The sequence below is a fragment of the Aquimarina discodermiae genome, assembly GCF_040786235.1.
In the GTDB taxonomy this organism is placed as follows: Bacteria; Bacteroidota; Bacteroidia; order Flavobacteriales; family Flavobacteriaceae; genus Aquimarina.
On sequence record NZ_JBFMKP010000044.1, the window covers coordinates 1 to 25,263 of the forward strand.

Below are 25,263 nucleotides of genomic sequence, written 5' to 3' on the forward strand. Positions count from 1 at the left end.
ATGAAATAATCGATTGCTGCTCTGTGTGACCGCAATTCACAAAATAATCTTTAAAATCTTCTGGGATCATAGCTGAAATTTAATAGTTCAAAGATAAAACATATTTATTTTAGAACTTAGCCTTTAATATCTGATGAGATGTATTAAATAAGATTTTGTAATGGTATTTATAAAATGTAGAAGAGAAAACTTAAATAGTTCGTTATAAATCGTTTTACTACCGTTATATAATTCTAAAAATGGTCTTCTTTTTGATACGTATTTCTTAAATTGTGTCCCTTTAAATTAAGATTTTCAATGGAACAAATACCTCCTTATACACCCAAGAATAAAGTTCGAATTGTAACAGCTGCATCGTTGTTTGATGGCCATGATGCTGCTATTAATATTATGAGACGTATTATTCAATCTACAGGGGTCGAAGTTATTCATTTAGGACACGATCGAAGTGTAGAAGAGGTAGTGAATTGCGCGATTCAAGAAGATGCAAATGCGATTGCAATGACTTCGTATCAAGGAGGACATACCGAGTATTTTAAATATATGTATGACCTTCTAAAAGAAAAGGGAGCTACCCATATAAAAATATTTGGCGGCGGTGGCGGTGTGATTCTTCCAGAAGAAATAAAAGAGTTGATGGAATATGGAGTTACACGTATTTACTCTCCAGATGATGGTAGAAAATTAGGGTTACAAGGAATGATTAATGACTTGGTAGCACAATCAGATTTTTCCATAGGAGATAAGCTTAATGGAGAGGAGCAACATCTACAAAAAAAGCATATAGGAGCTATTGCCCGTATTATTTCTGCTGCAGAAAACTTTCCTGAAATAGCCAAGGTTACCTTGGATAGCATACATACCAAAAACGAAAAATCTACAACTCCGGTATTAGGAATTACAGGAACAGGTGGAGCAGGAAAATCATCTTTGGTAGATGAATTGGTACGTCGTTTTTTACTGGATTTTCCTGATAAAACAATTGGGTTAATTTCTGTAGATCCTTCTAAAAGAAAGACTGGGGGAGCATTATTAGGAGATCGAATTAGAATGAATGCTATTAATTCTTCAAGAGTATATATGCGCTCTTTGGCCACACGTCAATCTAATTTGGCGCTATCAAAACACGTAGCAGAAGCGGTAGAAGTACTTAAAGCAGCCGAGTACGATTTAATTATTTTAGAGACCTCGGGTATAGGACAGTCTGATACAGAAATACTGGATCATAGTGATGTGTCTTTATATGTTATGACACCAGAGTTTGGAGCAGCAACCCAATTAGAAAAAATAGATATGTTGGACTTTGCAGACTTGGTAGCGATCAACAAGTTTGATAAAAGAGGTTCACTAGATGCATTAAGAGATGTAAAAAAGCAATATATGCGTAATCATAACCTATGGGAAACTCCGCAAGACGAGTTACCTGTTTATGGCACTATTGCTTCGCAGTTTAATGACCCAGGTATGAATACACTGTATAAAGCAATAATGGATGCAGTTGTAAAAAAGACAGGAACAGAATTACAATCAGACTTTCGAATAACAAAAGAAATGTCTGAAAAGATCTTTGTAATTCCGCCTAGTAGAACTAGGTATTTGTCAGAGATTGCAGAAAATAATAGAGCATATGATCAAAAAGCAACTATTCAGGCTGGGGTAGCACAAAAACTATTTGGGATATACACCACAATGTGTAGTGTTGTAAATACCAAACTGATACTGTCAAAAAATGGTGTAGACGAAAATAGTTTGGATGAGGTTCGATCTGAAGAAAATAAAGTATTTCTAAATCTTTTGCTAGATCAATTTGATAAAACAAAATTAAATTTAGACCCTTATAATTGGGAGATAATACTTAATTGGCAAACAAAAATACAACGGTATAGGGATAAGGTATATACTTTTAAGGTTAGAGATAAAGAAATTAATATAGAGACACATACAGAGTCATTGTCTCATACTCAAATACCTAAGGTTGCATTACCAAAATATGAGGCATGGGGAGATATTTTAAAATGGTCATTGCAAGAAAATGTGCCAGGAGAATTTCCGTATACCTCTGGTTTATACCCTTTCAAAAGAACAGGAGAAGATCCTACCCGCATGTTTGCAGGAGAAGGAGGTCCAGAACGGACCAATTGTCGTTTTCATTATGTAAGTTTAGGAATGGATGCCAAACGTCTTTCTACTGCGTTTGATTCGGTGACACTTTATGGTAGTGATCCTGATAAAAGACCTGATATATATGGGAAAATTGGAAATGCAGGAGTATCCATTTGTTGTCTCGATGATGCAAAAAAATTATATTCTGGATATGATTTAACACATCCAATGACTTCGGTAAGTATGACTATTAATGGTCCTGCCCCTATGTTATTGGCCTTTTTTATGAACGCAGCAATTGATCAAAATTGTGAGAAGTATATTAAGGAGAATGGATTAGAAGAAGAGACGAAGGCCAGAATCAAAGAGATATATGCCTCAAAAGGAGTAAAACGTCCAGAATATCAGGGAGAACTTCCCGAAGGAAATGATGGCTTAGGGTTATTGCTTTTAGGGGTAACTGGGGATGAGGTTTTACCAGAAGATATCTACCAAGATATTAAGGTAAAAACATTACAGACTGTTAGGGGAACAATTCAGGCCGATATCTTAAAAGAAGATCAGGCACAGAATACCTGTATTTTCTCTACAGAGTTTGCTTTACGACTAATGGGGGATGTACAGGAGTATTTCATCGATCAGCAAGTACGTAATTTTTATTCTGTTTCGATTTCAGGATATCATATAGCAGAAGCAGGTGCAAATCCGATTACACAATTAGCACTTACATTAGCAAATGGATTTACTTATGTCGAGTATTATCTAAGCCGAGGAATGGATATTAATAAGTTTGGACCTAACCTGTCTTTTTTCTTTTCTAATGGTATTGACCCAGAATATGCTGTTATAGGAAGAGTAGCCCGAAAGATATGGTCCAAAGCGTTAAAAGATAAATATGGTGCAAATCCAAGAGCCCAGATGTTAAAATACCATATACAAACTTCGGGCAGATCATTGCATGCTCAAGAGATTGATTTTAATGATATTCGTACCACGTTACAAGCATTGTATGCAATCTATGATAACTGTAATTCGCTACATACCAACGCTTATGATGAAGCAATTACAACTCCAACCGAAGAATCTGTAAGAAGGGCAATGGCTATACAATTGATTATTAACAAAGAACTCGGTTTGGCCAAAAACGAAAACCCTGTACAAGGATCTTTTATTATTGAAGAGTTGACAGATTTAGTAGAAACAGCAGTATTAGAAGAGTTTGATAGAATCACCGAAAGAGGGGGAGTATTAGGAGCTATGGAAACTATGTATCAAAGAAGTAAAATACAGGAAGAAAGTTTGTATTATGAAACATTAAAACATAATGGAAGCTTCCCGATTATTGGTGTTAATACCTTTTTAAGTTCTAAAGGATCTCCAACAATTACACCTAGAGAAGTTATTCGTGCTACCGAAGAAGAAAAGCAATACCAAATAAGCATGCTAGAAGAATTGCATAAAGGTAACGCAAATGTAACCGATGAGCTTCTAAAAGAGTTACAGAAAAAGGCTGTTAATAATCAGAATATTTTTGAAGCATTGATGGAAGTTTGTAAAAAATGTTCTTTAGGCCAGATTACCACTGCTTTGTTTGAAGTAGGAGGACAATATAGAAGGAATATGTAGTTTTTACTGTATTGCGATAAAATTGATTGATAAACTATTTAAATATGTAATAGATTAAAAGGAAATTATAGTATTTGGTTTTATAAATAAATCATAGATAGCATAGCATATTAGAAAAACACTCAAGGTATATTATCTTGGGTGTTTTTTGTTTTACGTAAGTTTTTTAAATCTTACCTAAATGATTAGGGGTTAAAAAATAAATTCATAGAGATTTTGCCTAGGTATACCCCAAGAAATGCACTTTCAAATAAAATAAATGAAGGTTTACAAACTCATGAGCCAATTACGTTGTAAATGTCTAAATTTTCTTAGCTCTTTGCGAAGCAGAATTAAAAACTCTTTACCATTGCTTTGCGATTGTTCTAGGCGTTGGCAATTTTTATAGAGTTTATTAGTAATATGAATTAAAGAAGTAGCCTGTTTAATTCGATCATCCTTGAAAAATTGATTTTCGGCAGCAATGATTTTAAGGGCTAAAGAATCAGATTGCCTAACAATATCACCAGTAAAATAAATATAAGGATTCTCTTTTCCATTTTTTTGTAATGGAGCCAAATCATGCACAAGATAGTCAGAAATATTACGTGATAACGTAAATATCTCTAAAGCTTTCTTATGTAGCCTTTTATTTCGTGGTTGTAATCTCATTAGCAATTTCCTGATAATCAAAATTAAGGCTATTTGTGGTATTTTTGATTTATAATTTAAAGTAAATTAGTTAATTTGCCTTAGTTATTATTTATAATTTCATTTTTTTATTTAAAAATGACATAAAAATAGTAATATGGTAGGAATATAGCTTTTGTTCAATGAGTTTATTGCCAAGTTAATGTATTGAAAGAGAAGCAGAAGTGCTTGTTTTTGATAAAAATTAGTAAGGTAAACATCTTGTTGTGTTAAGGTTTACACAGACAAGGTTTTTAGATTAGAAACGCACTTTTAGTAAAATAAAGTTTGAATCATAAACAATAAAATGTGTAAAATCACATTATTAAATAGGATTTTTAGATGAAGTTGGATGCGATTAATTGGGAAATATTAGAATGTTTGCAAAAAAATGCAAGACTGTCTAATGCAGAAATAGGAAGAAAGGTAGGATTAAGTTCTCCGGCAGTAGCAGAGCGAGTAAAAAAGATGGAAGATTACGGAGTATTAAAAGGTTATAGCGCAGAAGTTTCTTATGTCAAAGCCGGTTATCAGTTAAAAGCTATGATTACACTAAGAGCTTTTATGGGAAGATTGCAACCCTTTTTGATAAAAGTAACCGATTTTAAAGAAGTGGTAAACTGCTATCGCATAACAGGTAATGAGAATATAATCATGGAGGTAGTATTAAGAGATCAAATACATTTGCAAGAATTTATTGATAGGCTTATTACTTATGGAGAGGTTAAAACGCATATTATACTTTCTAAGCTTATAGAGAATAATCCAATAATGGATCAATCAATGTGATAATGCTTTATTTTGGCATAAGAATTGATAAAATAAATATGAAGGGGCATCTTAATCTTGCGTGAGGACATTAGTATGGGAAACTAAAGAGAGTGCAAGGGAAAGATAAAAACGTCAGAACATGTTCTGACGTTTTTTATAACAAACAACAAAACAATACGTTATAATATAGGAAAGTGAGAATTAGTAATAAATATATCTCAGGATACGCTTTATAAAAATGAAAAAACAATTTGATAACAGTTAATATTTTAACAATTATTTTGAATTTTCAATCTAAATCATAAAATTCTGTGTATTTCATCGAATTAATATGCTTTTTAACGTTATTTTTTTTGTGTTTATAATTTTTTTACACTACATTTATAATGTCTTAATAACACATTGATGTCTTATCATAATTAGCATTTTGATTGGCGTGACGATGCAAGTTAAAATATTAGTTTGGAATACATTAGGGATGAATTAGGTGTGAGGACATTAGTCAAAAGACCCTGAATCTTGAAGCTAAAGAGAGTACGTAATTTACCCCAAAAACAAAAGCGTTCTGTTTTTCAGAACGTTTTTGTTGTCGTGATGTTTAAAATATATTCAACTTTTCATAATAACCCTTCCTTTAGATATCTTTTAGAATGAATTAAATCATATTCTATACTTCTTTTTGGATAAGCTTATGCTTAACATAAAATAGTAATCCTATTCCTAATACAGCCACACACGCCATAAAAATCCAACTGTTTTCATAGCCATATTTGTTTATTAACTGCATCCCAGAATTATGACCAAAAATATGGGCCGCAGAAAATGACATACTATACAGCCCCATATATGCACCTTGTCTTCCTTTTTTAGATCGTTCTAAAGCAAATGCATTTCCAAAAGGAAAAGAAACCATTTCTCCCAAAGTTACTATAATCATACCGATGACTAAGATTCCGGCCCAAGGAGTAATCAGAAAAAGTACAAAACTGATTCCTGTCAAAATAAAGCCATTGATAACATTTCCAATTTTAGAAATATTTGTTTTTTCTAAATAGGCAATAAGCGGCATCTCAAAGAAAAATATCAATGCTCCATTAAGAGCTAATAGAAATCCAATTTTTTCCTCAGATAGGTGATGTATTTCTTTATAGTAGAGCGGTATGGTAGAAAAATACTGAACAAATATAAAACCAAATAGAGCCAAGGCAATCAAAAACGACACATAAATACCATCTTTATGAGCCTTTACAGGATTATCAATCATTACCTCTTTATCCAGTACTTTAGCTTTTTTAGGGTGCAATGTTTGTATCATTACAAATCCTGCAATAATACAAGTAATACCATCTACCCAAAACAAACCATAATAACCAATAGTTGCGATAATTAAACCACCCACTGCTGGTCCTGCAGAAAAACCTAGATTTATTGCTAATCTTATAAAAGTTAGGGATCTGGTTTTGTTTTCTGGTTTACTATATGCACTTAATGCAACAAAAAATGCTGGACGTGCAGCATCAGCAATAGAAATTAAAATAAAAAAACCAATACATATATTCCAGAATCCCGTGACATATTGAATACCAATAAATGAAAATCCGGTAAGAATAAGCGAACCAAGTATAACTTTGTAATATCCAATGGTATCACATAATTTACCTCCAAGCCATCCTCCTAAAAAAGAACCTAATCCATAACTAGTCATTATCCAACCTACCTGTTGAAGAGAAAAATCTAAATCATCGGTTAGATATAAAGATAAAAATGGAATAACCATAGCACCTGCTCGGTTAATCAATGTAATTAACGCAAGCCACCAAACCTCTCTTGATAGCCCAGAAAATGAATTAAAATACTGAAGTAAAATTTTGATCAATGTAAAATGGTTTATAGTGAAACAAATAAATGATTACTCCCTCTTATCGTTTTTTATTATAAAGCTTCTGTTGTGTAAACAATCTTATTAGAGGCTATAACTTATTCAATAACAACAATAGCAACTTGTAAAAGAAAACGTTATAAGGTCGTATGAATGAACAAAAAAGAAATGATTTGCAAAGTGTATTGCGATACTTATTAAATATTCACCTATCAAATAAACCTATAAAAATAGCTTTTTGTAGAGAATTCTAAGATAATTTCAATAAAATTAATTAGTTAACAAATTGTAAGTTGTATTTTTGCATAAAATTAAGGAGTAGGTGTTTAGACTTTCATTTTTATTTTTGTTTTTTATAGGAAATTTAGTTGCTCAGGATTCGATAGCGATTAAACGAATATTGTCTTTTCAGGAACAATTAAACAAAGAGTTTGCTTCTGAAGAAGAATCTCCGTTGCAAGCCGAAGATTTGGATCATTTTACATCGTTAGATTTTTTTGAGATAGATACTTCATTTTGTGTATCTGCAAAGTTTGTTCGAACTCCGTATGAAACTCCCTTTGTAATGAAGACTACCACAGGTAGAGAGCCTTTATATGTAAAATATGCAGAAGCCCATTTTGTCCTTGAAGGAAAAAAGTGGAAGTTAGATATCTACCAAAATCAAGGGCTTAAAACACAACCAGAATATCAGGATTACTTATTCTTACCTTTTACAGATGCAACCAATGGAGAATCAAGTTATAGAGGAGGAAGGTTTATTGATCTTAAAATACCAAAAGGTAAATCAATTCTTATAGATTTTAATACAGCTTATAATCCATTTTGTGCATATAACGATCGTTATTCTTGCCCAATACCACCAGAAGGGAATCATTTAAACATAAGAATCCCTGTTGGAGTTAAAAAATATAGCAAAGAATTAGCAAATAATTAAAAGATTCGACGGCTACTATTTTACAATAAACATTCCTGCAAAGACGAAAAAAATTCCAACGGCAAAAGAACCTATTGCATATAATATAAAATTTATCCAATCACCCGATTTTAAGAGGGTATGATTTTCATAAGCAAAAGTCGAAAAAGTAGTTAACCCACCACAAAAACCAGTAGCCAAAAGGGCAACCGTGTTTTGAGACATAATGTTACTTTTAAGAGCTAACCCTAATATGATGCCAATACAAAAGCATCCTATAACATTTGCTGTAAACGTTCCATAAGGAATAGAAGAAGACGAATTATTAAGGTATTTACTTATAAGGTATCTAGTAACACTTCCGGTGCCACCACCAATAAATACCAAAAGTATTTGTTTCATTTATTTTGAATTAGATAGCAGTGTCTTAACTTGGGTTTTTCTTTCCGAAGGAAATAGAACCTGTTTGGTTGTATATATTCTAGGTAATAGAATTATAAATCTAAACTGGATTCTATTTTTTTAGAATCCAGTTTAGAAAATTATTTATAGGATAGGAATATAAATTTCAGTAATCCACTCTGCGGGATTCGATTGCTGACTTGGGTCTGTTACATATACTTCAAAAGGTACAGCTTGTGTGTTTAGTTCTAACTTATTGTCTTGGATGTATTTATAACCAGTTTCCCAGGCTTCTTTTAAGTTTGTGTAGTTACCTTTTAATGTTGTTTTAACTACTTTTTGTCTTGGTAAGAAGTCACACAGTACCGAACTGTCTTTTGGTGTTACCACTTTATCTCTTGTCGGGATAGCGCAAGAGAATATGGCAGTACCTTGTTCTTCGTTATACTCATTGTACAGTGTAAAAGGTTTACCGGTTTGTGGTAAATTGTTTTCTTTCATGTAATTAAATACCAATGGTAACATTTGTGCCATTTTTTCTGGGATGGTAGCAATAGAAGCAGCAGTAGCATTGTACATATAAAAACCACCTCCATGCTCTGTAATACCGTCAACATTGACATTGTATTCTTTCATTTTTTCATTTACAAAAACATCTAGTTTTTCTAAACCTCGGCTATACATAGGTTTTAACATCTGAGATATCGTGCTATCCTGCGTAGCCCAAAAAGCTTTTTCCATAAAAGATTGTTTACCTTTCATCCCCCAAGTAACCTTGGTTTTGGTGCCTTCTGTTTTTTCAAATTTCCAATATACATCACTCTTACTCTCTCCCATAGGAGTAATAAAGGTAATGTTTTGATCGATGCTACTAAACTGAGCTACTTTTTCAGTTTCCATACGACCGTTTCCTTGTGTTTCACTTTTCCAGCTATAAGAAGCTCCTTCGCCACTAGTTTTTTCTGGATATTCCATAATAAGATCATCAGATTCATCCATCCAGGGGCCCCATTTATCCCAGGTTCTATATTCATTAATAGTGTTAAATAATAGTTCATCCGGGGCGTTAATTACTCTGCTTTCCTCTACTTGATACTCACCGTTTATCGTAGCAACATATACTGCACCTCCGATCAGTGCTAATAACAATAAAAAAAACAAATATTTTATGATCTTCATTTTAGTTAGTTTAGGTTGTTTGTTTGGCTAATATAATCAATTTTAAGATGCTTTTATTTTGTTACATTTGTGAAAACGATAAATCATAATAAATGAAGGGTAATAAAATAGTACTGTTTGCCGCTATGGTAACTTTATTAATAGCGTGTAAAAAAGATCCTAGTGTAAAGGATCAAATCAGTCAACAGGAAGAAAAACTAGCACAAGAAGAAGCAAAAGAGGAGTTTGATTATGTGGTAGAGCAATTTGCTGATCTTAGAGTATTAAGGTATCAGATTCCGGGTTGGGAAAATCTTACCTTAAAAGAACAAAAATTAGTGTATTATCTAACTCAAGCAGGATTGAGTGGTAGAGATATTATTTGGGATCAAAACTATCGATATAACCTTACTATAAGAAAGGTTCTTGAAAAAATTTATACTTCATATCAAGGAGATAAAAGCGGTGCAGACTGGAAAGCTTTTGAGACATATGTTAAAAGAGTTTGGTTTTCTAACGGAATTCACCACCATTATAGTAATGATAAGATCAAACCAGAATTTAGTAAGGATTATTTTAGTAAACTTTTGGTAGCTACGGGATCTGAGTTAGATAAAGAAGTATACGAGTTGATTTTTAATGATGAGGATACTAAAAAAGTAAATCAAGGAAAAGGGGTTGATAATGTAGCCCTTTCTGCGGTTAATCTTTATGGACCTGGCGTTACTAATGCAGACGTTGAATCATTTTATAGTAAGATGAAATCTCCCAATCCAGATAAACCATTATCATTTGGACTAAACTCTCAATTGGTAAAAGAAAACGGAGTGGTAAAAGAAAGAGTATATAAATCAGGAGGTTTATATGGATCTGCCATCGATGAAATTGTAAAATGGCTTGAAAAAGCAAAAGAAGTTGCCGAAAACAAAGCGCAAGGCGATGCGTTGGGATTATTAATAGAATATTATAAATCAGGTGATTTACAAACTTGGGATGATTATAATGTGGCTTGGACAAAAGCTACAGAAGGAAACATAGATTATATTAATAGTTTTATCGAAGTGTATAATGACCCACTTGGGTATAGAGGTTCTTATGAGACGATTGTACAAATTAAGGACTTTGATATGTCAAAAAAAATGGCAGTTTTGTCTGAAAATGCACAATGGTTTGAGGATAATTCTCCATTAATGGAAGAACATAAAAAAGCCAATGTGGTAGGAGTAACTTATAAAGTAGTTGCAACTGCCGGTGAAGCGGGAGATGCCACCCCAAGTACTCCTGTTGGGGTAAATCTACCAAATGCAAATTGGATTAGAGCCGAGGTAGGATCAAAATCAGTATCATTGGGTAATATCTCTAATGCTTATAATAATGCTCGTGGTACGGGTGTTTTAAAAGAATTTGCTCATGATGATGAAGAAATCAAATTACATATTAAATATGGAGAGTTAAATAGTAAATTAATTACTGCATTACATGAGGTAATAGGACATGCGTCTGGGCAATTAAATCCTGGAGTAGGAGAAACCAAAGAAACATTAAAAAATTATGCGTCGACCATGGAAGAAGGTCGTGCAGACCTAGTTGGGTTGTATTATTTGATGGATCCAAAAATACAAGAATTAGGATTGGTTGATGACTGGGAGAAACTGGGTAAAGCAGCATATAATGCTTACATTAGAAATGCACTTATGACACAATTGATTCGTATAAACCCAGGAGATGATGTAGAAGAAGCTCATATGAGAAATAGATTGTGGGTAGCTGCCTGGTCTTTTGAACAAGGAGCAAAAGATAATGTAATAGAAAAAGTTACCAAAGACGGAAAGACGTATTACAATATCAATGATTATAAAAAATTGCGAGAGATTTTTGGAAGATTGCTAAGAGAAACGCAACGAATTAAATCAGAAGGAGATTATAAAGCAGCAGAGGCTTTGGTAGAAGGATATGGTGTAAAAGTGGACCAAACGTTGCATGCAGAAATATTGAAACGTAATGAGCAGTTTACTACCGCACCATACAGTGGTTTTGTAAATCCTGTTTTAGTACCAGAAACGAACGAAAATGGAGAGATAACAAAAATTAGTGTTACCCAACCAGAGGATTTTGCCTCGCAAATGCTGGATTATAGTAAACGTTATAATTTCTTGCCAGAAGTAAATTAAAAGTACAGAAAGAATAGTTATAGAGCCTTCTTCTAATTTTTTAGGAGAAGGCTTTTATATATAAATCTTTATTAACAGAATAAAAGACGAGGTTTTAAAAGGAATAATGATGAATTAGGATTGATAGATCTATTCAGGATGTAAATATGTTTTTAGTAAAAACAGAAGAAAAACAAAAATGATAAAGCCTATCAAAATAAAAATACTGCCTTTATAGTATTTGCGATGTAGTTTAAGATCTTTACGATAACTAAATACCATTAGAATAATAAAACCAACTACAAAGAAACCTGTAAATACTAACTGCCCCTCACTAAACATATTTTGCTATTTTTACGCAAAGATAATCTATAAAATATACTGATGAAAAATAAAATTAGTGCAGTTCAGGAATTTCATACTGCATTCGAAATTGGATATAAAAATGAACCTGCTGCCGATTTGGGAGAAGCAAAAAATACACTGCGTTTTAATTTGATGAAAGAAGAAAATGAAGAGTATTTAGAAGCTGCTCAAAATAATGATTTGGTAGAAGTAGCAGATGCTTTGGGAGATATGCTTTATATTTTATGCGGTACAATTATAGAACATGGTTTACAGCATAAAATAGAAGAAGTTTTTAATGAGATACAGCGCAGTAATATGAGTAAATTGGGAGAGGACGGAAAACCTATTTATCGAGAAGATGGTAAAGTCTTAAAAGGCCCAAATTATTTTAAACCCAACCTTAAAGCAATACTTAATCAATAGAATTTATTTTATTGCATTATTTACAAAGATTATGATGTCAAAATTTTGAAACATCCCTTTATACATTGAAACATGCTTTTAATACAATTTGAACTTTTAGGTGATTAGAGTGGTTTATATTTGATTTTAATAATAACACAATTAAAATTAAATTACTCATGAAATCAATTTTAAAATTTATCGTATTAAGCGCTTTTTTTATTTCTATTTCAAGTTGTGAAAAAGAAGAAGGTTTTGAATCTAATACTCCAGAGCTAATACCACAATCACAAGATGGTAAGTTGAAAGTTTATGAAGTAGGGGATACTTTTGTAATCAATGAAAAAAATATTTCAGAACAAAAACCAATATTTTTTCTAAGTCTAAAAAATAACTTACCCAACACTTTGGAGTGGATAGCGTTGAATGGACAAGAAATAAACCGACTGGATTCAGAGGGTAATGTTATAGAACCGCTCACTGTAGCCCCCGGAGAAACACTGAATAGATTTTTTAACGGCTTGGGAAGTAATCCTGCACCAGGTATCTTGAATCAAGATATTACTTTTAAATACACTGTGGATGGTTTTGATAATTATATTTCTTTTGGAGGATTTATAGATATCAGTGATGAAGATAATACTGTTTTGAAAGTAAACGCATCGCACTCCAACAATTTTGAAGATGCAGTAAACAGTTTTGGAAGGTTTAATAGTGATTCAACGGCTTTAATTTATAGTCCTTATACAGGTTCAGGGCTTTCAGATAGAATTTCCTCAAAAATAACACGTTCTAATCTTTTTATTCCAGGTACAAATGAAGTTTTATTTGATCTTGATGTTTCTGTAAGTAGGGATTAAAATTTTACAACAAAGAAAACAAGCTTACATTTAAAATTTTCAAATAATATTACAAATAAAAAAACTCCTGAAAACCAGGAGCTTTTTTACTTTATGCGTTATTTTTTTAAGATACTTTAACTCTCCATCCAAAAGGATCTTCAGCTTTATTGTATTGTATATTCATTAAGGCATTTTTAAAATGCGAAGCATAAGAATTTTCTTGTTTTTCTATCTCATAATGATTACCCTGATAGCCAAAAGCTTTTACAGGACTCACCACTGCTGCAGTTCCTGCACCAAATACTTCTTTAAGACTACCATTTTTTGCAGCTTCAACAATTTCATTTACTTCAACAGGTCTTACTTCTACTTTAAACCCTTCTTTTTCTGCCAAAGCAATTAAACTCTTACGAGTTACCCCATCAAGGATTCGATCACTAACAGGCGCTGTAATTAATGTATCATTGACTCTAAAGAATAGGTTCATGGTACCTGCTTCTTCCATATATTGATGAGTATCGGCATCGGTCCATATGATTTGTTGGTATCCTTTTTCTTTTGCCAAATTTGTAGGATAAAATTGCCCTGCATAATTACCGGCAGCTTTGGCAAAACCGACACCTCCGTTGGCAGAACGACTATACTTTTCTGCTATCAATACACTCACATCCCCACTATAATAGGATTGCGCAGGAGAACAGATAATAAGAAACTTATATTCATTTGCTTCAGAAGCAGAAACACTGGCTTGAGTTGCTATTACAAACGGTCTGATATATAGCGAATTTCCAAATCCTTGTTTGATCCAGTCATTATCTAACTTTAGAAGCGTGTGTAATCCTTCGTAAAAATAATCTTCAGGAAACTCGGGCATTGCTAAGCGAACTGCGGATTTATTAATACGTTTAAAGTTTTCATCTGGTCTAAATAGATACGTGTCACCTTGATTGTCTTTATAGGCTTTCATTCCTTCAAAAACAGCCTGCCCATAATGAAATACACGTGCCGATGGATCCATAGACAATGGGCCATAAGGTACAATCGATGGTGTTTGCCATGAACCATTGACATAATCGCAGACAAACATATGATCAGTAAAAATTTCCCCAAAGGTTAGGTTTTCAAAATCTACTTGATCGATTTTTGAGTTACTTACTTTTGTAATTTCAATTGTTTGTGGATCTGCATTTCTCATCCGTCTAAATTGTTTAAAAGTTGACCGTCTATTATAACAGGTAACTTATGGTTCATAATTTATTCTGGCTCGCTTATGATAAGAAGAACCATTTTCTAAAACAAAAATACCTTTTTATTATAAAATAAGAATTATCAAAATGCTTAATTTTACAAACATTTTGATATTTTATGATTAAAAATTAACATATAGCGATTATGGGGCAGTCAGCCCAAATAATTCTTAGCATTTCTATAAGATACTAAAAAAATAAACAGATGAAAAAAATGATAGTATGTTTTGTTGGAGGGCTATTACTTATAGGATGTAGTATGTCAACAAAAAAGAAAGAGTTTTTTAATCTTTCTGATATTTCTAAAGACGAGTATGTAAGTTATGGTGATGAAATAACTTTGGGAAACATTAATTATTCGAGTGTGATGAGAGATATTTATAAGGATATGAATGCAGGGGATACGATTGATGTTGTTTTTAGAAGCGTGGTAAATAGTGTTTGTAAAGCAAAAGGTTGTTGGATGAAAGTAAATATAGGGGATGAGGATGAGGTAATGATAAAGTTTAAAGATTATGGCTTTTTTGTTCCTAAGGATATAGAAAGCGATACTGTAATTATTAAAGGGAAAGCATTTGTAAATGAACTTTCGATAGATGAACAACGACATTTGGCCTTAGATGCACAAAAAAGTAAAGAACAAATTAATGCAATTACTACCCTACAAAAAACATACTCCTTTTTGGCTGATGCAGTTTTAATAAAGAAATAATGAATTATCATAAGCGTTTAAGAAATGTACAAGAATAATTCGTTGACAATTTCTATAACAATAAGATAAATACATGAAAGATAAAATAAGACGTGAAATTATTGTTACGAATGATGGTTCAAAAACAATTCATTTGCCTGATATAAATGAACAGTATCACTCTAAACATGGTGCAATTAATGAAGCAAAACACGTGTTTATTGATTATGGATTACAACATATACTGGCAAAAAATAAACATAAATCGCTCACCATTCTGGAGATTGGATTTGGAACGGGGTTAAACGGATTTATAACATTACTAGAGTCAGAAAAAATGGAAATACCTATTGGCTATACAGGGGTAGAGGCATATCCTGTTACTTTGGACGAGGCAAGATTGATGAACTACCCACAGACACTTAATGCAATGGATAAAAAAGCTATTTTTGACAAGTTACATCAATCAGAATGGGAGCACGCTACAGAAATTGTAAAAGACTTTGTCCTTATAAAACGTAAACAACTTTTTGAAGATATTACTGATCAGAATTGTTTTGACCTAATTTATTTTGATGCTTTTGGAGCCAGAGTACAGCCAGATTTATGGACGGTAGATATATTTAGAAAAATGTATGAAGCAATTCGGTTAGGAGGTGTTCTAGTTACATATGCCGCAAAAGGAAGTGTTAGAAGAGCAATGCAGGAAGTAGGTTTTGAAGTAGAAAGATTACCAGGTCCCCCAGGTAAAAGAGAAATGTTAAGAGCTACCAAGCCCCAATCTGATAAGTGATTGTTAAAGCTATAATAAAGGTATTGCTCACATAATCAAACTGTAGTATTTTAATAGGAAAGTATATGAAGGTGTAAATTGTTAAAAGATTTGTACTTTGCATGATTTTTTGGAAAACAATAAAATTTAATAGATGAAAATTTTAATTACTGGTGCAACAGGATTAGTTGGTCAGGAAATAGTAAGTTTGTGTCATCAATTAGATATTGACGTGAATTATCTTACTACCAATAAAGATAAAATAACGTCTGATCCCAAATACCAAGGTTACTATTGGGATCCAGAAATAGGAGAAATTGATACAGATTGTTTTAAAGACGTAGAAGTGATTATCAATCTGGCTGGTGCTACTGTTGCCAAACGGTGGACATCATCCTATAAAAGAAAAATACTCGAAAGTAGAACGCATACAACTTCTTTAATTTTTGATTCATTAAAGCGTATAACGAACTCTGTTCGTCACGTTATATCGGCCAGTGCTATTGGGATTTATCCAGATTCTTTTCAGAATTATTATATGGAAGATGCCAGAGAACGAGATCAGGGTTTTTTAGGACAAGTAGTTTCAAGTTGGGAAGATACAGTAATGCAATTTGAAGAATTAGGTGTTAAGGTAAGTATACTACGTATAGGTTTAGTGTTGTCTAATAAAGGAGGAGCGTTTTTGCAAATAGTACAACCTATTAGGTATGGCTTTGGAGCTTTTTTTGGAAACGGAAAACAATGGCAAAGTTGGATACATGTCGAAGACCTGGCCAGAATGTTCGTATATGTTCTGCAAGAAGAGATGACTGGTGTTTTCAATGCGGTTGCTCCTAATCCTATCTCGAATAGAAAACTAATAAATACAATTGCTACTCGTTTAAACAAAAGAATTTTATTGCCTAGTATTCCAAGGTTTGTGATGAAACTAATGTTGGGAGAAATGCATAGCCTTTTATTTTCTAGTCAACGTGTCTGTTGTAATAAACTATTAGAAAAAGGGTTTGTGTTTAATCATGACAATATAGCATCTGCAACAGATGATTTGTTATAATAAATAAGCCGACTATCTAGTCGGCTCATTACGTTTAAAATATGATTGGTATTTAGTGTTATTTATGAGTTAGGATTTGCTGCTATACTAATTTTAATTTCTATATCGTCACTAATAAACTTATCTCCAAGGTTTTCAAAAACAGATTTAGAACCATAATTTACACGCCACTCTGTACGATTGATTGTAAATACATCACTGGTTAGTTTTAATGAATTAGGAGTAATTGAAGCAGTAGCAGGAAACGAGATTGCTTTCTTGATTCCTTTTATAGTAAGATCACCTTCTATAAAAGTTTTGCCTTCTTTTTCGTTTATACTTGTAATGTCAAAAGTTGCCGTTGGAAACTTTGCTACATTAAAGAAATGATCCTCTTTGCCTTCGCCTTCACCTTTTAAATGCCCTTCAAGCCCAGCTTTTTCTTTACCAGTAAGATCTGTAACCGTAATAGAGGTCATGTCAATATCAAAAACCCCAGTTTTTATACCACTTTCGGTAGCAGATAAAGTTCCTCGACCAATTTGTATAGTTCCTGTATGTTTCTCTGTAGGTTTTTTTCCAACCCATTCGATCTTACTATTAGAGGTGTCTACAACATATGTTAAAGCTTCTTCATTTACTTTATTGGTTTCTTGTTGAGCTTCTTCCTGGGTTGCCTCGTTAGCTGTAGTTTCTGTCTCATTCTTTTTTTCGTTCTTGCAAGAAAACGTCAAAGCAATAATAGCTGTAATGGTAAATAATTGTGACAATGTGGTTTTCATAGATGTTTAGTTTTAAAGGTTCAAAACGATTTTCAAAATTATTTTTTTAAGGTAAGAAAACTCTTAAATATATATTAAAAAAAATCTGTGACATTATGACATTAATTCAAAAATGGCAGTACTTTTGCTACTTCAAAATGAAAACGTATAAACGGTACGAATTACATGAGTAAGAAAAACAAAAATACTGAAGATGTAAAGGATCAAGTAGAAGAAGTACTTGATACACCTGTTGAAGAAACAGAAACCCAGGAAGAAGTGTCTGTAGAAGAACAGCTTAAGGAAGAGTTGAGTAAAGAAAAAGATAAATTTCTTAGACTTTTTGCTGAGTTTGAAAACTATAAAAAGAGAACATCAAGAGAGCGTCTAGAATTATTTAAGACAGCAAGTCAGGATGTGATTCAATCTATGCTATCTGTTATTGATGATTTTGATAGGGCGCTAAAAGAAATCGAAAAATCAGAAGACAAGGATCTTATTAAAGGGGTGGAGTTGATTTATAATAAATTAAAAGAAACCTTAAAGAGTAAAGGACTGTCAGAGGTTGAGGTAGCAGCAGGAGATGTGTTTAATGCAGACGATCATGAGGCAATTACACAAATACCGGCTCCTAGCGAGGATCTTAAAGGTAAGATTGTAGATGTAATAGAAAAAGGGTATAAATTAGGAGATAAGGTTATCCGTTTTCCTAAAGTTGTTACCGGTCAATAAAAGATTATGAAAGAAGATTTTTACGACATATTAGGGATCAGCAAAAATGCTTCGACAGCAGAAATAAAAAAGGCCTATCGTAAAAAAGCGATAGAGTATCATCCCGATAAAAATCCAGATGATAAAGTTGCTGAAGAGAATTTTAAAAAAGCGGCAGAAGCATACGAAATCTTAAGCGATCCTGATAAGAAAGCACGTTACGATCAATATGGTCACCAGGCATTTGAAGGTGGTGGTTTTGGTGGTGGCGGTATGAATATGGATGACATATTCAGTCAGTTTGGAGATATATTTGGTGGCGGCTTTGGTGGTTTCGGTGGCTTTGGCGGCGGTGGCGGAAGACAACGTCGATCAAAAGGAAGTAATCTGCGAATTAGAGTTAGACTTACACTAGAGGAAATTGCTAATGGAGTAGAGAAAAAGATAAAAGTTAAGCGTAAAATCCAGGCTCCTGGTACTACCTATAAAACATGTAGTACTTGTAACGGAAGTGGACAAGTAACCAGAATAACAAATACAATTCTGGGTAGGATGCAAACCGCTTCACCTTGTACAACTTGTGGAGGCGCTGGACAAATGATAGATTATAGACCTTCTGATGCAGATGCACAAGGACTTAAAGTATCAGAAGAAACAGTAAGTATTAAAATACCTGCAGGTGTAGAAGATGGTATGCAGCTTAAAGTTTCTGGTAAAGGTAATGAAGCACCCGGTAATGGAATAGCAGGAGATTTGATAGTTGCTATAGAAGAACAGGAACATACCGAATTACAAAGAGAGGGTAATAACCTACATTATGATCTGTATATTAGTTTTTCTGAAGCTGCATTAGGAACATCTAGAGAAATCGATACCGTATCAGGAAAAGTAAGAATTAAGATAGAAGATGGGGTACAAAGTGGTAAGATTTTAAGACTACGAGGAAAAGGAATACCAAGTCTTAATGGATATGGTAAAGGAGATTTATTGGTGCATGTAAACGTATGGACACCGAAAACATTAAATAAAGAACAACGAGAATTTTTTGAAAAAATGTCTAAAGATGATCACTTTGCTCCTAATCCAGATAGCGAAGAAAAATCATTCTTTGAAAAAGTAAAAGATATGTTTTCGTAAACGAATCTGATATTTGTTTCATGAAATAAGTTCAATATCAGAATCATGCAAGGCTCTAATGTCTGATTAAGAAAAATTCGTATATTTGAGCATCATCATATGTAAATGATGATAATTTTTCTTTTTCATAGCAATTTTTTTCCCATCCTTAATATTAATATTTAGGGTGGGTTTTGTTTTTTTAGCCAAGAGCTTTCGGTTTCTAGTAAATATATGTGTTTTTAAGATAAAATAAGCCCCTTTAATTTTAATTTTTCATGAACTTTTTGAGAAATTATCAGACTTATTTCATAATGTTGTATGATTATTTATTTGTAGTAAATTCTGGTTTTGGATAAAAAATAGTTGTCTTAAAAAAAATCAGAGGATAAATGATGCGATATAAACGATAAGTAGTTATATTTAATGCTATGACGAATCTTTTAGAGGTAAAACAAGTCTCAAAACAATTTGGAACCTTTACAGCCCTGCAGGATGTATCTATAAGTGTGCCCAAAGGAAGTATTTTTGGGTTATTAGGCCCCAATGGTGCAGGAAAGACGACATTAATTAGGATTGTTAATCAAATTACGATGCCTGATCAGGGAGATGTATTCTTGGATAATGATATTTTAAATCCCAATCATATAAAAGATATAGGGTATTTACCAGAAGAAAGAGGGCTTTATAAGACGATGAAAGTTGGAGAACAGGCATTATACCTGGCACAATTAAAAGGGTTAAGTAAAACAGAAGCCAAAGAGCGGTTAAAATATTGGTTCGATAAATTTGAAATTACGCATTGGTGGAATAAAAAAATACAAGAATTATCCAAGGGGATGGCTCAAAAGGTACAATTTATTGTAACCGTACTTCACAGACCTAAATTACTGATTTTTGATGAACCATTTAGCGGTTTTGATCCAATAAGCGCGAATATTATTAAGGATGAAATTTTACAACTTCGAGAAGAAGGTGCCACGGTAATTTTTTCAACACATCGTATGGAAAGCGTAGAGGAATTATGTGATCGCATTGCGTTAATAAATAAGTCCAAAAAGATATTAGAAGGAAAAGTTTCTGATATAAAAAGAGCATATAAGTCAAATACTTTCGAGGTAGGAATTCTTGCCGAAGATACGGCCAGATTGTATGCCACCATTCAAGATAAGTTCAATGTAGAACCTGCCGACTTTAAAGCTATAGATGATCAGCTTAAAATGAAAATAACATTAGATGGTACTACGTCATCTAATGAATTACTGCAATACTTGTCAGGTAATGGTCAGGTGGTTCGGTTTAATGAAGTGATCCCAGGAATCAATGAGATATTTATTAAAAGCATAGAAGAACATGAGTAATCTTAAGTTGATTATTAAAAGAGAATTTATAGCACGTGTTCGTAACAAAACATTTGTTGTAATGACATTTTTAAGCCCATTAATAGTGGTTGCCATGGTATCGTTGGTAGTTTGGTTGGCTACCTTAAATAATGATGAAGCCCGTAAAATTGCTTTTTTTGATGAAACGGGACTTTTTGTATCAGATTTTGAGGATTCTGATGCTATAGATTATATCAATTATAGTCATTTACCTCTTAATGATGCCAAAGATTCTGTCGTCATCAAAGAATTATATGGATTACTTTATATCCCTAAAAAGCAAACCAATGAAGAATTGGCTGGTGCCATTCAGTTTTATGCAGATGAAGCTCCTAATATTTCTATTTTGAATGATCTGGAGAATATTATGAGTGATAGATTAACACATCATAATTTTGAAGAAAAAGGACTAGATCTAGAGGTTATAGAAAAAGCCAAAGCCAATGTAAATATCCAAATAGAGAATTTTTATGGTGAGAAAACCTCAAAAATGTCTAGTTATATTAAAATGATTTTTGGAGGAGCTGCAGGGTACTTTTTAATGATGCTTATTATTATTTATGGCAATATGGTCATGCGTTCTGTTATCGAAGAAAAATCAAACCGTATTATAGAGATTATCATTTCTTCTGTAAAACCAATGCAATTGATGATGGGAAAAATTCTAGGAACCTCTTTTGCTGGTATTTTTCAATTTGTTTTATGGGTGATTCTAGGAGGTGTGTTTCTAACGGTAGTTAGTATGGTTCTGGGGTTAGATCAACCGCAAATAGCAGGGGTAGATCAAACCTTGGCTTTCGAAGAAGGAGGACAAGAAGAGATAAAATTATTATTACAAGAATCATTACAAGATATATTTAAGCTTCCCATCGGTACCTTAATATTATCTTTTTTTATCTATTTTATAGGAGGATATTTTCTATATAGTTCGATCTACGCAGCGATAGGAGCTGCTGTAGATAACGAAACTGATTCACAACAATTTATGCTGCCAATTATTTTACCGTTGATATTGGCAATATATGTAGGTTTCTTTTCTGTGATAGAAAATCCACACGGGACAGTCGCCACCATATTTTCTATGATACCACTCACATCACCGATAGTTATGTTAATGAGAATCCCTTTTGGAGTACCCTGGTGGGAAGTAGTCATCTCAATAGTATTATTAGTAGGTAGTATTGTATTTTTGATATGGCTGGCAGGACGAATATATAGAGTAGGAATATTAATGTATGGTAAAAAACCTACTTATAAGGAGTTACTAAAGTGGATGAAATATTAAGAAAATGATGCAGGAAGAAATAACAGAAAAGGTTAAAGATGCGATTCCAAAAGATATTTGGACTACAATAAATGATTTTTTGAGTTATGAAATTTTTCATTTCGGACCCGATTCTCATCCATTTATATTAACGGTTGGGTTGTTACTTTTTGTGATTATAGTTTTTTTGGCAACTTCGTTAGTTTTAAAAACGTTCAAAAGAGTGTTAACTCGCAAAATGAATAGACAGGATAAACTGAAATTCGAATCTGTTTTTTCATTTTCAAAATACTTCATTTACGTAATTGTCATCATTTTTGCTTTAGATAGTATTGGTTTTAATATTACTGCCATATTTGCCGCTTCTGCAGCATTGTTAGTAGGTGTAGGGCTGGCGCTACAAACTTATATTCAGGATATATTATCAGGGATATTTATTTTTATGGATAAAACAGTGCATGTAGGTGATATTATAGAATTAGAAGGCAAGGTAGGACGTGTAGAAGAAATACGGCTTAGAACAACAAGGGCAGTTACCATCGATAATAAAGTGTTGATTATACCCAATCACAAGTATATGGTATCATCACTTTACAATTGGACACAAAATGGTAGTGTAACAAGAGAATCGGTAAATGTGGGGGTAGCTTATGGTAGCGATACTGCTTTGGTAAAAGAGCTACTTATAAAAGCAGCATTGTCTAATTCGCATGTGTTAAAAGAACCACCACCACTGGTACTGTTTACAGATTTTGCAGATAGTTCTTTAAACTTTCAATTGATCTTTAGTATTAATGATAGTTTTCAAGGAGTAATTCCTAAAAGTGAAATAAGGTTCGAAATAGATCGTTTGTTTAGAGAACATAATATTAATATTCCTTTCCCGCAGCGAGAAGTTACAATGATAAAAAAATAAAAACACCTGTTTATTTACAATAGCCCCAAATGATGAAAATAAAATACCTGATTTGTTTATTTATATGCTCCTGTTCATTTCATTGTATTTGGTCGCAAGGTGTTAATTTAGCTCGTTTAGAATATGCATATATTCCGCAAGCTAATGATAATGAGTACAGTCGCTTTAGAATCGAAACCAATTTACCGATACCTTTAAAAGAAAAAGGGTCTTATCTAATTGTTTCTGCAGATTATAGATACAATAGTTTGGTGTTAGAAGATAAAATGATGTTAGAAGATGTTGAAGGACTCGATAGTTTTCAGACGGCAGGTTTGGAGTTGGGGTATACTTTTAAAATGAAGAATAATTGGCGTTTTGGTAGTAAATTAGGAATGAAAATTTCTTCGAACTTCGAGGACTCAGGAATCAAAAGTGATGATTTACGATATACAGGAGCAATTTACTTTGTGAAAAGTTATGAGTATGACGAAAAACCAAAAATGGCCCGACTGGTAATGGGAGTTAAGTATACTACTCCTGCAAGTATAAATTTTCCACTACCCATTTTGAATTATTTTAAAAGGTTTCATACCAATTGGTCATTTTCTGTAGGGACGCCCAAATCAAATATTAAATATTATTTCAACAAAAAAAACACCTTACAAGCCTTTGTTGGCTTAGATCGCTTTTATGCTAACTTGCAGAATAACAGAAGTATTTTAGTAGAGGGACAAGGAGTTCAAGTTGCAGAAAATATTTCGATGTTAAATATAATGGGAGCATTGGGGTATGAACATTACTTTACAGAACACTTATTGTTCTTTTTTTATACAGGATATACATTAAGCAATGAAATTCGCTTACGAAATGCCGATCAAAATGATATATTATTTATCAATGATGAAAATACGGGTTATTTTAGAGGCGGAATAAAATTTAAGATATAATGGCAAGAATATTAATAATAGAAGATGAAGCAGCTATCAGAAGAGTACTGGTGAAAATTTTATCTGAAGAGAATAGCAAATATGAAGTTTTGGAGGCAGAAGATGGGCTCGTAGGAATCGAAAAAATTAAAGGAGAAGATTATGACCTTGTGCTTTGTGATATTAAAATGCCTAAGATGGATGGAGTAGAAGTGCTGGAAGCTATCAAAAAAATAAAACCAGAAATTCCTATTGTGATGATCTCTGGCCATGGTGATTTGGATACTGCCGTGAATACAATGCGACTAGGTGCTTTTGATTATATCTCTAAACCGCCAGATCTAAATAGATTGCTTAATACCGTTCGCAATGCCTTAGATAGAAAAGAACTGGTTATAGAAAATAAGATGCTGAAGAAAAAAGTCTCTAAAAATTATGAGATGATAGGGGAGTCTAAAGCCATTTCTGATATCAAAAATATTATAGAAAAAGTAGCAGCTACAGATGCCAGAGTATTGATTACAGGGCCTAATGGTACCGGTAAGGAGTTGGTAGCGCATTGGATTCATCAAAAGAGTGATCGTTCTAAGGGAGCGATGATCGAAGTAAATTGTGCAGCTATACCAGGAGAATTAATAGAAAGTGAACTCTTTGGGCACGTAAAAGGAGCGTTTACCTCTGCAAACAAAGATCGTGCAGGTAAATTTGAAGCCGCTAACGGGGGAACCATTTTTCTAGATGAAATTGGAGATATGAGTCTGTCTGCGCAAGCAAAAGTTTTAAGAGCTTTGCAAGAAAATAGAATTCAGAGAGTAGGTAGTGATAAGGATATAAAAGTAGATGTAAGAGTAATTGCTGCTACCAACAAGGACCTAAAAAAGGAAATTGCAGAAAATAAATTTAGAGAAGATTTGTATCATAGATTGGCGGTAATTTTGGTAAAAGTACCTGCTCTAAACGATAGAAGAGAAGATATCCCATTATTGGTGACTTATTTTTCAAAAAAAATATCTAAAGAACAGGGATCACCTATTAAGAATTTTTCTGCCAAAGCCATCAAACAATTACAGCAATATGATTGGACAGGAAATATTAGAGAACTGCGTAATGTGATAGAGCGTTTAATTATTTTGGGTGGTGATGAGATAAGCGAAGAAGATGTAAAATTGTTTGCAGCAAAGTAGCATTCAGTA

Annotated in this window: 22 protein-coding genes; 16 read left to right on the plus strand and 6 right to left on the minus strand. The window is 32.9% G+C overall.

What is annotated here, in order from left to right:
* Positions 1 to 297: 297 nt before the first annotated feature.
* A complete protein-coding gene (locus ABW636_RS20865) occupies positions 298 to 3,729 on the plus strand; it encodes a methylmalonyl-CoA mutase family protein (protein WP_367592035.1) in 3,432 nt (1,143 codons plus the stop codon).
* Positions 3,730 to 3,996: 267 nt separating this feature from the next.
* Here ABW636_RS20865 and ABW636_RS20870 read toward each other — a convergent pair whose 3' ends face one another.
* A complete protein-coding gene (locus tag ABW636_RS20870) occupies positions 3,997 to 4,380 on the minus strand; it encodes a hypothetical protein (RefSeq protein ID WP_367592036.1) in 384 nt (127 codons plus the stop codon).
* Positions 4,381 to 4,740: 360 nt separating this feature from the next.
* Here ABW636_RS20870 and ABW636_RS20875 point away from each other — a divergent pair, with 360 nt between their 5' ends.
* The gene (locus ABW636_RS20875; protein ID WP_367592037.1) at positions 4,741 to 5,187 is read left to right on the plus strand and encodes an Lrp/AsnC family transcriptional regulator; all 447 of its coding nucleotides are present in this window, start codon (positions 4,741 to 4,743) and stop codon (positions 5,185 to 5,187) included.
* 649 nt (positions 5,188 to 5,836) lie between these two features.
* Here the strand turns inward: ABW636_RS20875 and ABW636_RS20880 are convergent.
* Positions 5,837 to 7,045 carry an MFS transporter gene (locus ABW636_RS20880; protein WP_367592038.1) on the minus strand — a complete coding sequence of 403 codons (1,209 nt, stop codon included), beginning with the start codon at positions 7,043 to 7,045 and terminating at the stop codon, positions 5,837 to 5,839.
* A 325-nt stretch (positions 7,046 to 7,370) separates the two neighbouring features.
* Between ABW636_RS20880 and ABW636_RS20885 the strand changes: the two genes are divergently transcribed.
* Positions 7,371 to 7,985 carry a DUF1684 domain-containing protein gene (locus ABW636_RS20885; RefSeq protein ID WP_367592039.1) on the plus strand — a complete coding sequence of 205 codons (615 nt, stop codon included), beginning with the start codon at positions 7,371 to 7,373 and terminating at the stop codon, positions 7,983 to 7,985.
* A gap of 15 nt (positions 7,986 to 8,000) precedes the next feature.
* On the opposite strand, the gene crcB is transcribed toward ABW636_RS20885, so the two are convergent.
* Both crcB and ABW636_RS20895 read right to left on the minus strand, forming a co-directional pair.
* Positions 8,001 to 8,366: a fluoride efflux transporter CrcB gene (crcB, locus tag ABW636_RS20890; RefSeq protein ID WP_367592040.1), complete on the minus strand. Its 366-nt coding sequence runs from the start codon at positions 8,364 to 8,366 to the stop codon at positions 8,001 to 8,003.
* Between the two features lie 144 nt (positions 8,367 to 8,510).
* Positions 8,511 to 9,545, minus strand: coding sequence for an SRPBCC family protein (locus tag ABW636_RS20895; protein ID WP_367592041.1), 1,035 nt, complete (start codon positions 9,543 to 9,545; stop codon positions 8,511 to 8,513).
* Positions 9,546 to 9,637: 92 nt separating this feature from the next.
* Between ABW636_RS20895 and ABW636_RS20900 the strand changes: the two genes are divergently transcribed.
* The 3 genes from ABW636_RS20900 (at position 9,638) to ABW636_RS20910 (ending at position 13,284) form a co-directional block, all read left to right on the plus strand.
* Positions 9,638 to 11,695: a dipeptidyl-peptidase 3 family protein gene (locus ABW636_RS20900; RefSeq protein WP_367592042.1), complete on the plus strand. Its 2,058-nt coding sequence runs from the start codon at positions 9,638 to 9,640 to the stop codon at positions 11,693 to 11,695.
* Between the two features lie 363 nt (positions 11,696 to 12,058).
* A complete protein-coding gene (locus tag ABW636_RS20905; protein ID WP_367592043.1) occupies positions 12,059 to 12,445 on the plus strand; it encodes a pyrophosphohydrolase domain-containing protein in 387 nt (128 codons plus the stop codon).
* Positions 12,446 to 12,603: 158 nt separating this feature from the next.
* Positions 12,604 to 13,284: a hypothetical protein gene (locus ABW636_RS20910; RefSeq protein WP_367592044.1), complete on the plus strand. Its 681-nt coding sequence runs from the start codon at positions 12,604 to 12,606 to the stop codon at positions 13,282 to 13,284.
* A 106-nt stretch (positions 13,285 to 13,390) separates the two neighbouring features.
* Here the strand turns inward: ABW636_RS20910 and ABW636_RS20915 are convergent, their stop codons facing one another.
* On the minus strand, positions 13,391 to 14,461 hold the full coding sequence (locus tag ABW636_RS20915; RefSeq protein WP_367592045.1) for a branched-chain amino acid aminotransferase: 1,071 nt from the start codon (positions 14,459 to 14,461) through the stop codon (positions 13,391 to 13,393).
* Positions 14,462 to 14,718: 257 nt separating this feature from the next.
* On the opposite strand from ABW636_RS20915, the gene ABW636_RS20920 reads away from it, so the two are divergent.
* From ABW636_RS20920 to ABW636_RS20930, 3 genes are all read left to right on the plus strand, one after another.
* Positions 14,719 to 15,225: a DUF4920 domain-containing protein gene (locus tag ABW636_RS20920; protein ID WP_367592046.1), complete on the plus strand. Its 507-nt coding sequence runs from the start codon at positions 14,719 to 14,721 to the stop codon at positions 15,223 to 15,225.
* Between the two features lie 85 nt (positions 15,226 to 15,310).
* Positions 15,311 to 15,997, plus strand: coding sequence for a tRNA (5-methylaminomethyl-2-thiouridine)(34)-methyltransferase MnmC2 (mnmC2, locus tag ABW636_RS20925; RefSeq protein ID WP_367592071.1), 687 nt, complete (start codon positions 15,311 to 15,313; stop codon positions 15,995 to 15,997).
* A 133-nt stretch (positions 15,998 to 16,130) separates the two neighbouring features.
* Positions 16,131 to 17,033, plus strand: coding sequence for a TIGR01777 family oxidoreductase (locus ABW636_RS20930; protein ID WP_367592047.1), 903 nt, complete (start codon positions 16,131 to 16,133; stop codon positions 17,031 to 17,033).
* Between the two features lie 62 nt (positions 17,034 to 17,095).
* On the opposite strand, the gene ABW636_RS20935 is transcribed toward ABW636_RS20930, so the two are convergent.
* Positions 17,096 to 17,794 (minus strand): YceI family protein, encoded by a 699-nt coding sequence (locus tag ABW636_RS20935; protein WP_367592048.1) that lies wholly within the window; start codon positions 17,792 to 17,794, stop codon positions 17,096 to 17,098.
* 165 nt (positions 17,795 to 17,959) lie between these two features.
* Between ABW636_RS20935 and ABW636_RS20940 the strand changes: the two genes are divergently transcribed.
* The 7 genes from ABW636_RS20940 (at position 17,960) to ABW636_RS20970 (ending at position 25,254) form a co-directional block, all read left to right on the plus strand.
* Positions 17,960 to 18,505, plus strand: coding sequence for a nucleotide exchange factor GrpE (locus ABW636_RS20940; RefSeq protein ID WP_367592049.1), 546 nt, complete (start codon positions 17,960 to 17,962; stop codon positions 18,503 to 18,505).
* Positions 18,506 to 18,511: 6 nt separating this feature from the next.
* The gene (gene dnaJ, locus ABW636_RS20945; protein ID WP_367592050.1) at positions 18,512 to 19,621 is read left to right on the plus strand and encodes a molecular chaperone DnaJ; all 1,110 of its coding nucleotides are present in this window, start codon (positions 18,512 to 18,514) and stop codon (positions 19,619 to 19,621) included.
* Between the two features lie 410 nt (positions 19,622 to 20,031).
* Positions 20,032 to 20,961 (plus strand): ABC transporter ATP-binding protein, encoded by a 930-nt coding sequence (locus ABW636_RS20950; protein WP_367592051.1) that lies wholly within the window; start codon positions 20,032 to 20,034, stop codon positions 20,959 to 20,961.
* Positions 20,954 to 22,267 carry an ABC transporter permease gene (locus tag ABW636_RS20955; RefSeq protein ID WP_367592052.1) on the plus strand — a complete coding sequence of 438 codons (1,314 nt, stop codon included), beginning with the start codon at positions 20,954 to 20,956 and terminating at the stop codon, positions 22,265 to 22,267. Before ABW636_RS20950 ends, ABW636_RS20955 begins: the two co-directional genes overlap by 8 nt.
* 4 nt (positions 22,268 to 22,271) lie before the next feature.
* A complete protein-coding gene (locus tag ABW636_RS20960) occupies positions 22,272 to 23,162 on the plus strand; it encodes a mechanosensitive ion channel family protein (RefSeq protein ID WP_367592053.1) in 891 nt (296 codons plus the stop codon).
* Positions 23,163 to 23,191: 29 nt separating this feature from the next.
* The gene (locus ABW636_RS20965; protein ID WP_367592054.1) at positions 23,192 to 24,091 is read left to right on the plus strand and encodes a hypothetical protein; all 900 of its coding nucleotides are present in this window, start codon (positions 23,192 to 23,194) and stop codon (positions 24,089 to 24,091) included.
* A complete protein-coding gene (locus ABW636_RS20970; RefSeq protein ID WP_367592055.1) occupies positions 24,091 to 25,254 on the plus strand; it encodes a sigma-54-dependent transcriptional regulator in 1,164 nt (387 codons plus the stop codon). Before ABW636_RS20965 ends, ABW636_RS20970 begins: the two co-directional genes overlap by 1 nt.
* Positions 25,255 to 25,263: the final 9 nt, after the last annotated feature.

What these genes read in the sequence shown, in the direction of transcription:
- ABW636_RS20895 (WP_367592041.1), bottom strand. Translation starts at nt 9,545, where the DNA reads ATGAAGATCATAAAATATTTGTTTTTTTTATTGTTATTAGCACTGATC.
- crcB (WP_367592040.1), bottom strand. Translation starts at nt 8,366, where the DNA reads ATGAAACAAATACTTTTGGTATTTATTGGTGGTGGCACCGGAAGTGTT.
- ABW636_RS20955 (WP_367592052.1), top strand. Translation starts at nt 20,954, where the DNA reads ATGAGTAATCTTAAGTTGATTATTAAAAGAGAATTTATAGCACGTGTT.
- ABW636_RS20970 (WP_367592055.1), top strand. Translation starts at nt 24,091, where the DNA reads ATGGCAAGAATATTAATAATAGAAGATGAAGCAGCTATCAGAAGAGTA.
- dnaJ (WP_367592050.1), top strand. Translation starts at nt 18,512, where the DNA reads ATGAAAGAAGATTTTTACGACATATTAGGGATCAGCAAAAATGCTTCG.
- ABW636_RS20965 (WP_367592054.1), top strand. Translation starts at nt 23,192, where the DNA reads ATGATGAAAATAAAATACCTGATTTGTTTATTTATATGCTCCTGTTCA.
- ABW636_RS20950 (WP_367592051.1), top strand. Translation starts at nt 20,032, where the DNA reads ATGACGAATCTTTTAGAGGTAAAACAAGTCTCAAAACAATTTGGAACC.
- ABW636_RS20940 (WP_367592049.1), top strand. Translation starts at nt 17,960, where the DNA reads ATGAGTAAGAAAAACAAAAATACTGAAGATGTAAAGGATCAAGTAGAA.
- ABW636_RS20920 (WP_367592046.1), top strand. Translation starts at nt 14,719, where the DNA reads ATGAAAAAAATGATAGTATGTTTTGTTGGAGGGCTATTACTTATAGGA.
- ABW636_RS20960 (WP_367592053.1), top strand. Translation starts at nt 22,272, where the DNA reads ATGATGCAGGAAGAAATAACAGAAAAGGTTAAAGATGCGATTCCAAAA.
- ABW636_RS20930 (WP_367592047.1), top strand. Translation starts at nt 16,131, where the DNA reads ATGAAAATTTTAATTACTGGTGCAACAGGATTAGTTGGTCAGGAAATA.
- ABW636_RS20900 (WP_367592042.1), top strand. Translation starts at nt 9,638, where the DNA reads ATGAAGGGTAATAAAATAGTACTGTTTGCCGCTATGGTAACTTTATTA.
- ABW636_RS20875 (WP_367592037.1), top strand. Translation starts at nt 4,741, where the DNA reads ATGAAGTTGGATGCGATTAATTGGGAAATATTAGAATGTTTGCAAAAA.
- ABW636_RS20910 (WP_367592044.1), top strand. Translation starts at nt 12,604, where the DNA reads ATGAAATCAATTTTAAAATTTATCGTATTAAGCGCTTTTTTTATTTCT.
- ABW636_RS20935 (WP_367592048.1), bottom strand. Translation starts at nt 17,794, where the DNA reads ATGAAAACCACATTGTCACAATTATTTACCATTACAGCTATTATTGCT.
- ABW636_RS20870 (WP_367592036.1), bottom strand. Translation starts at nt 4,380, where the DNA reads ATGAGATTACAACCACGAAATAAAAGGCTACATAAGAAAGCTTTAGAG.
- ABW636_RS20915 (WP_367592045.1), bottom strand. Translation starts at nt 14,461, where the DNA reads ATGAGAAATGCAGATCCACAAACAATTGAAATTACAAAAGTAAGTAAC.
- ABW636_RS20865 (WP_367592035.1), top strand. Translation starts at nt 298, where the DNA reads ATGGAACAAATACCTCCTTATACACCCAAGAATAAAGTTCGAATTGTA.
- ABW636_RS20905 (WP_367592043.1), top strand. Translation starts at nt 12,059, where the DNA reads ATGAAAAATAAAATTAGTGCAGTTCAGGAATTTCATACTGCATTCGAA.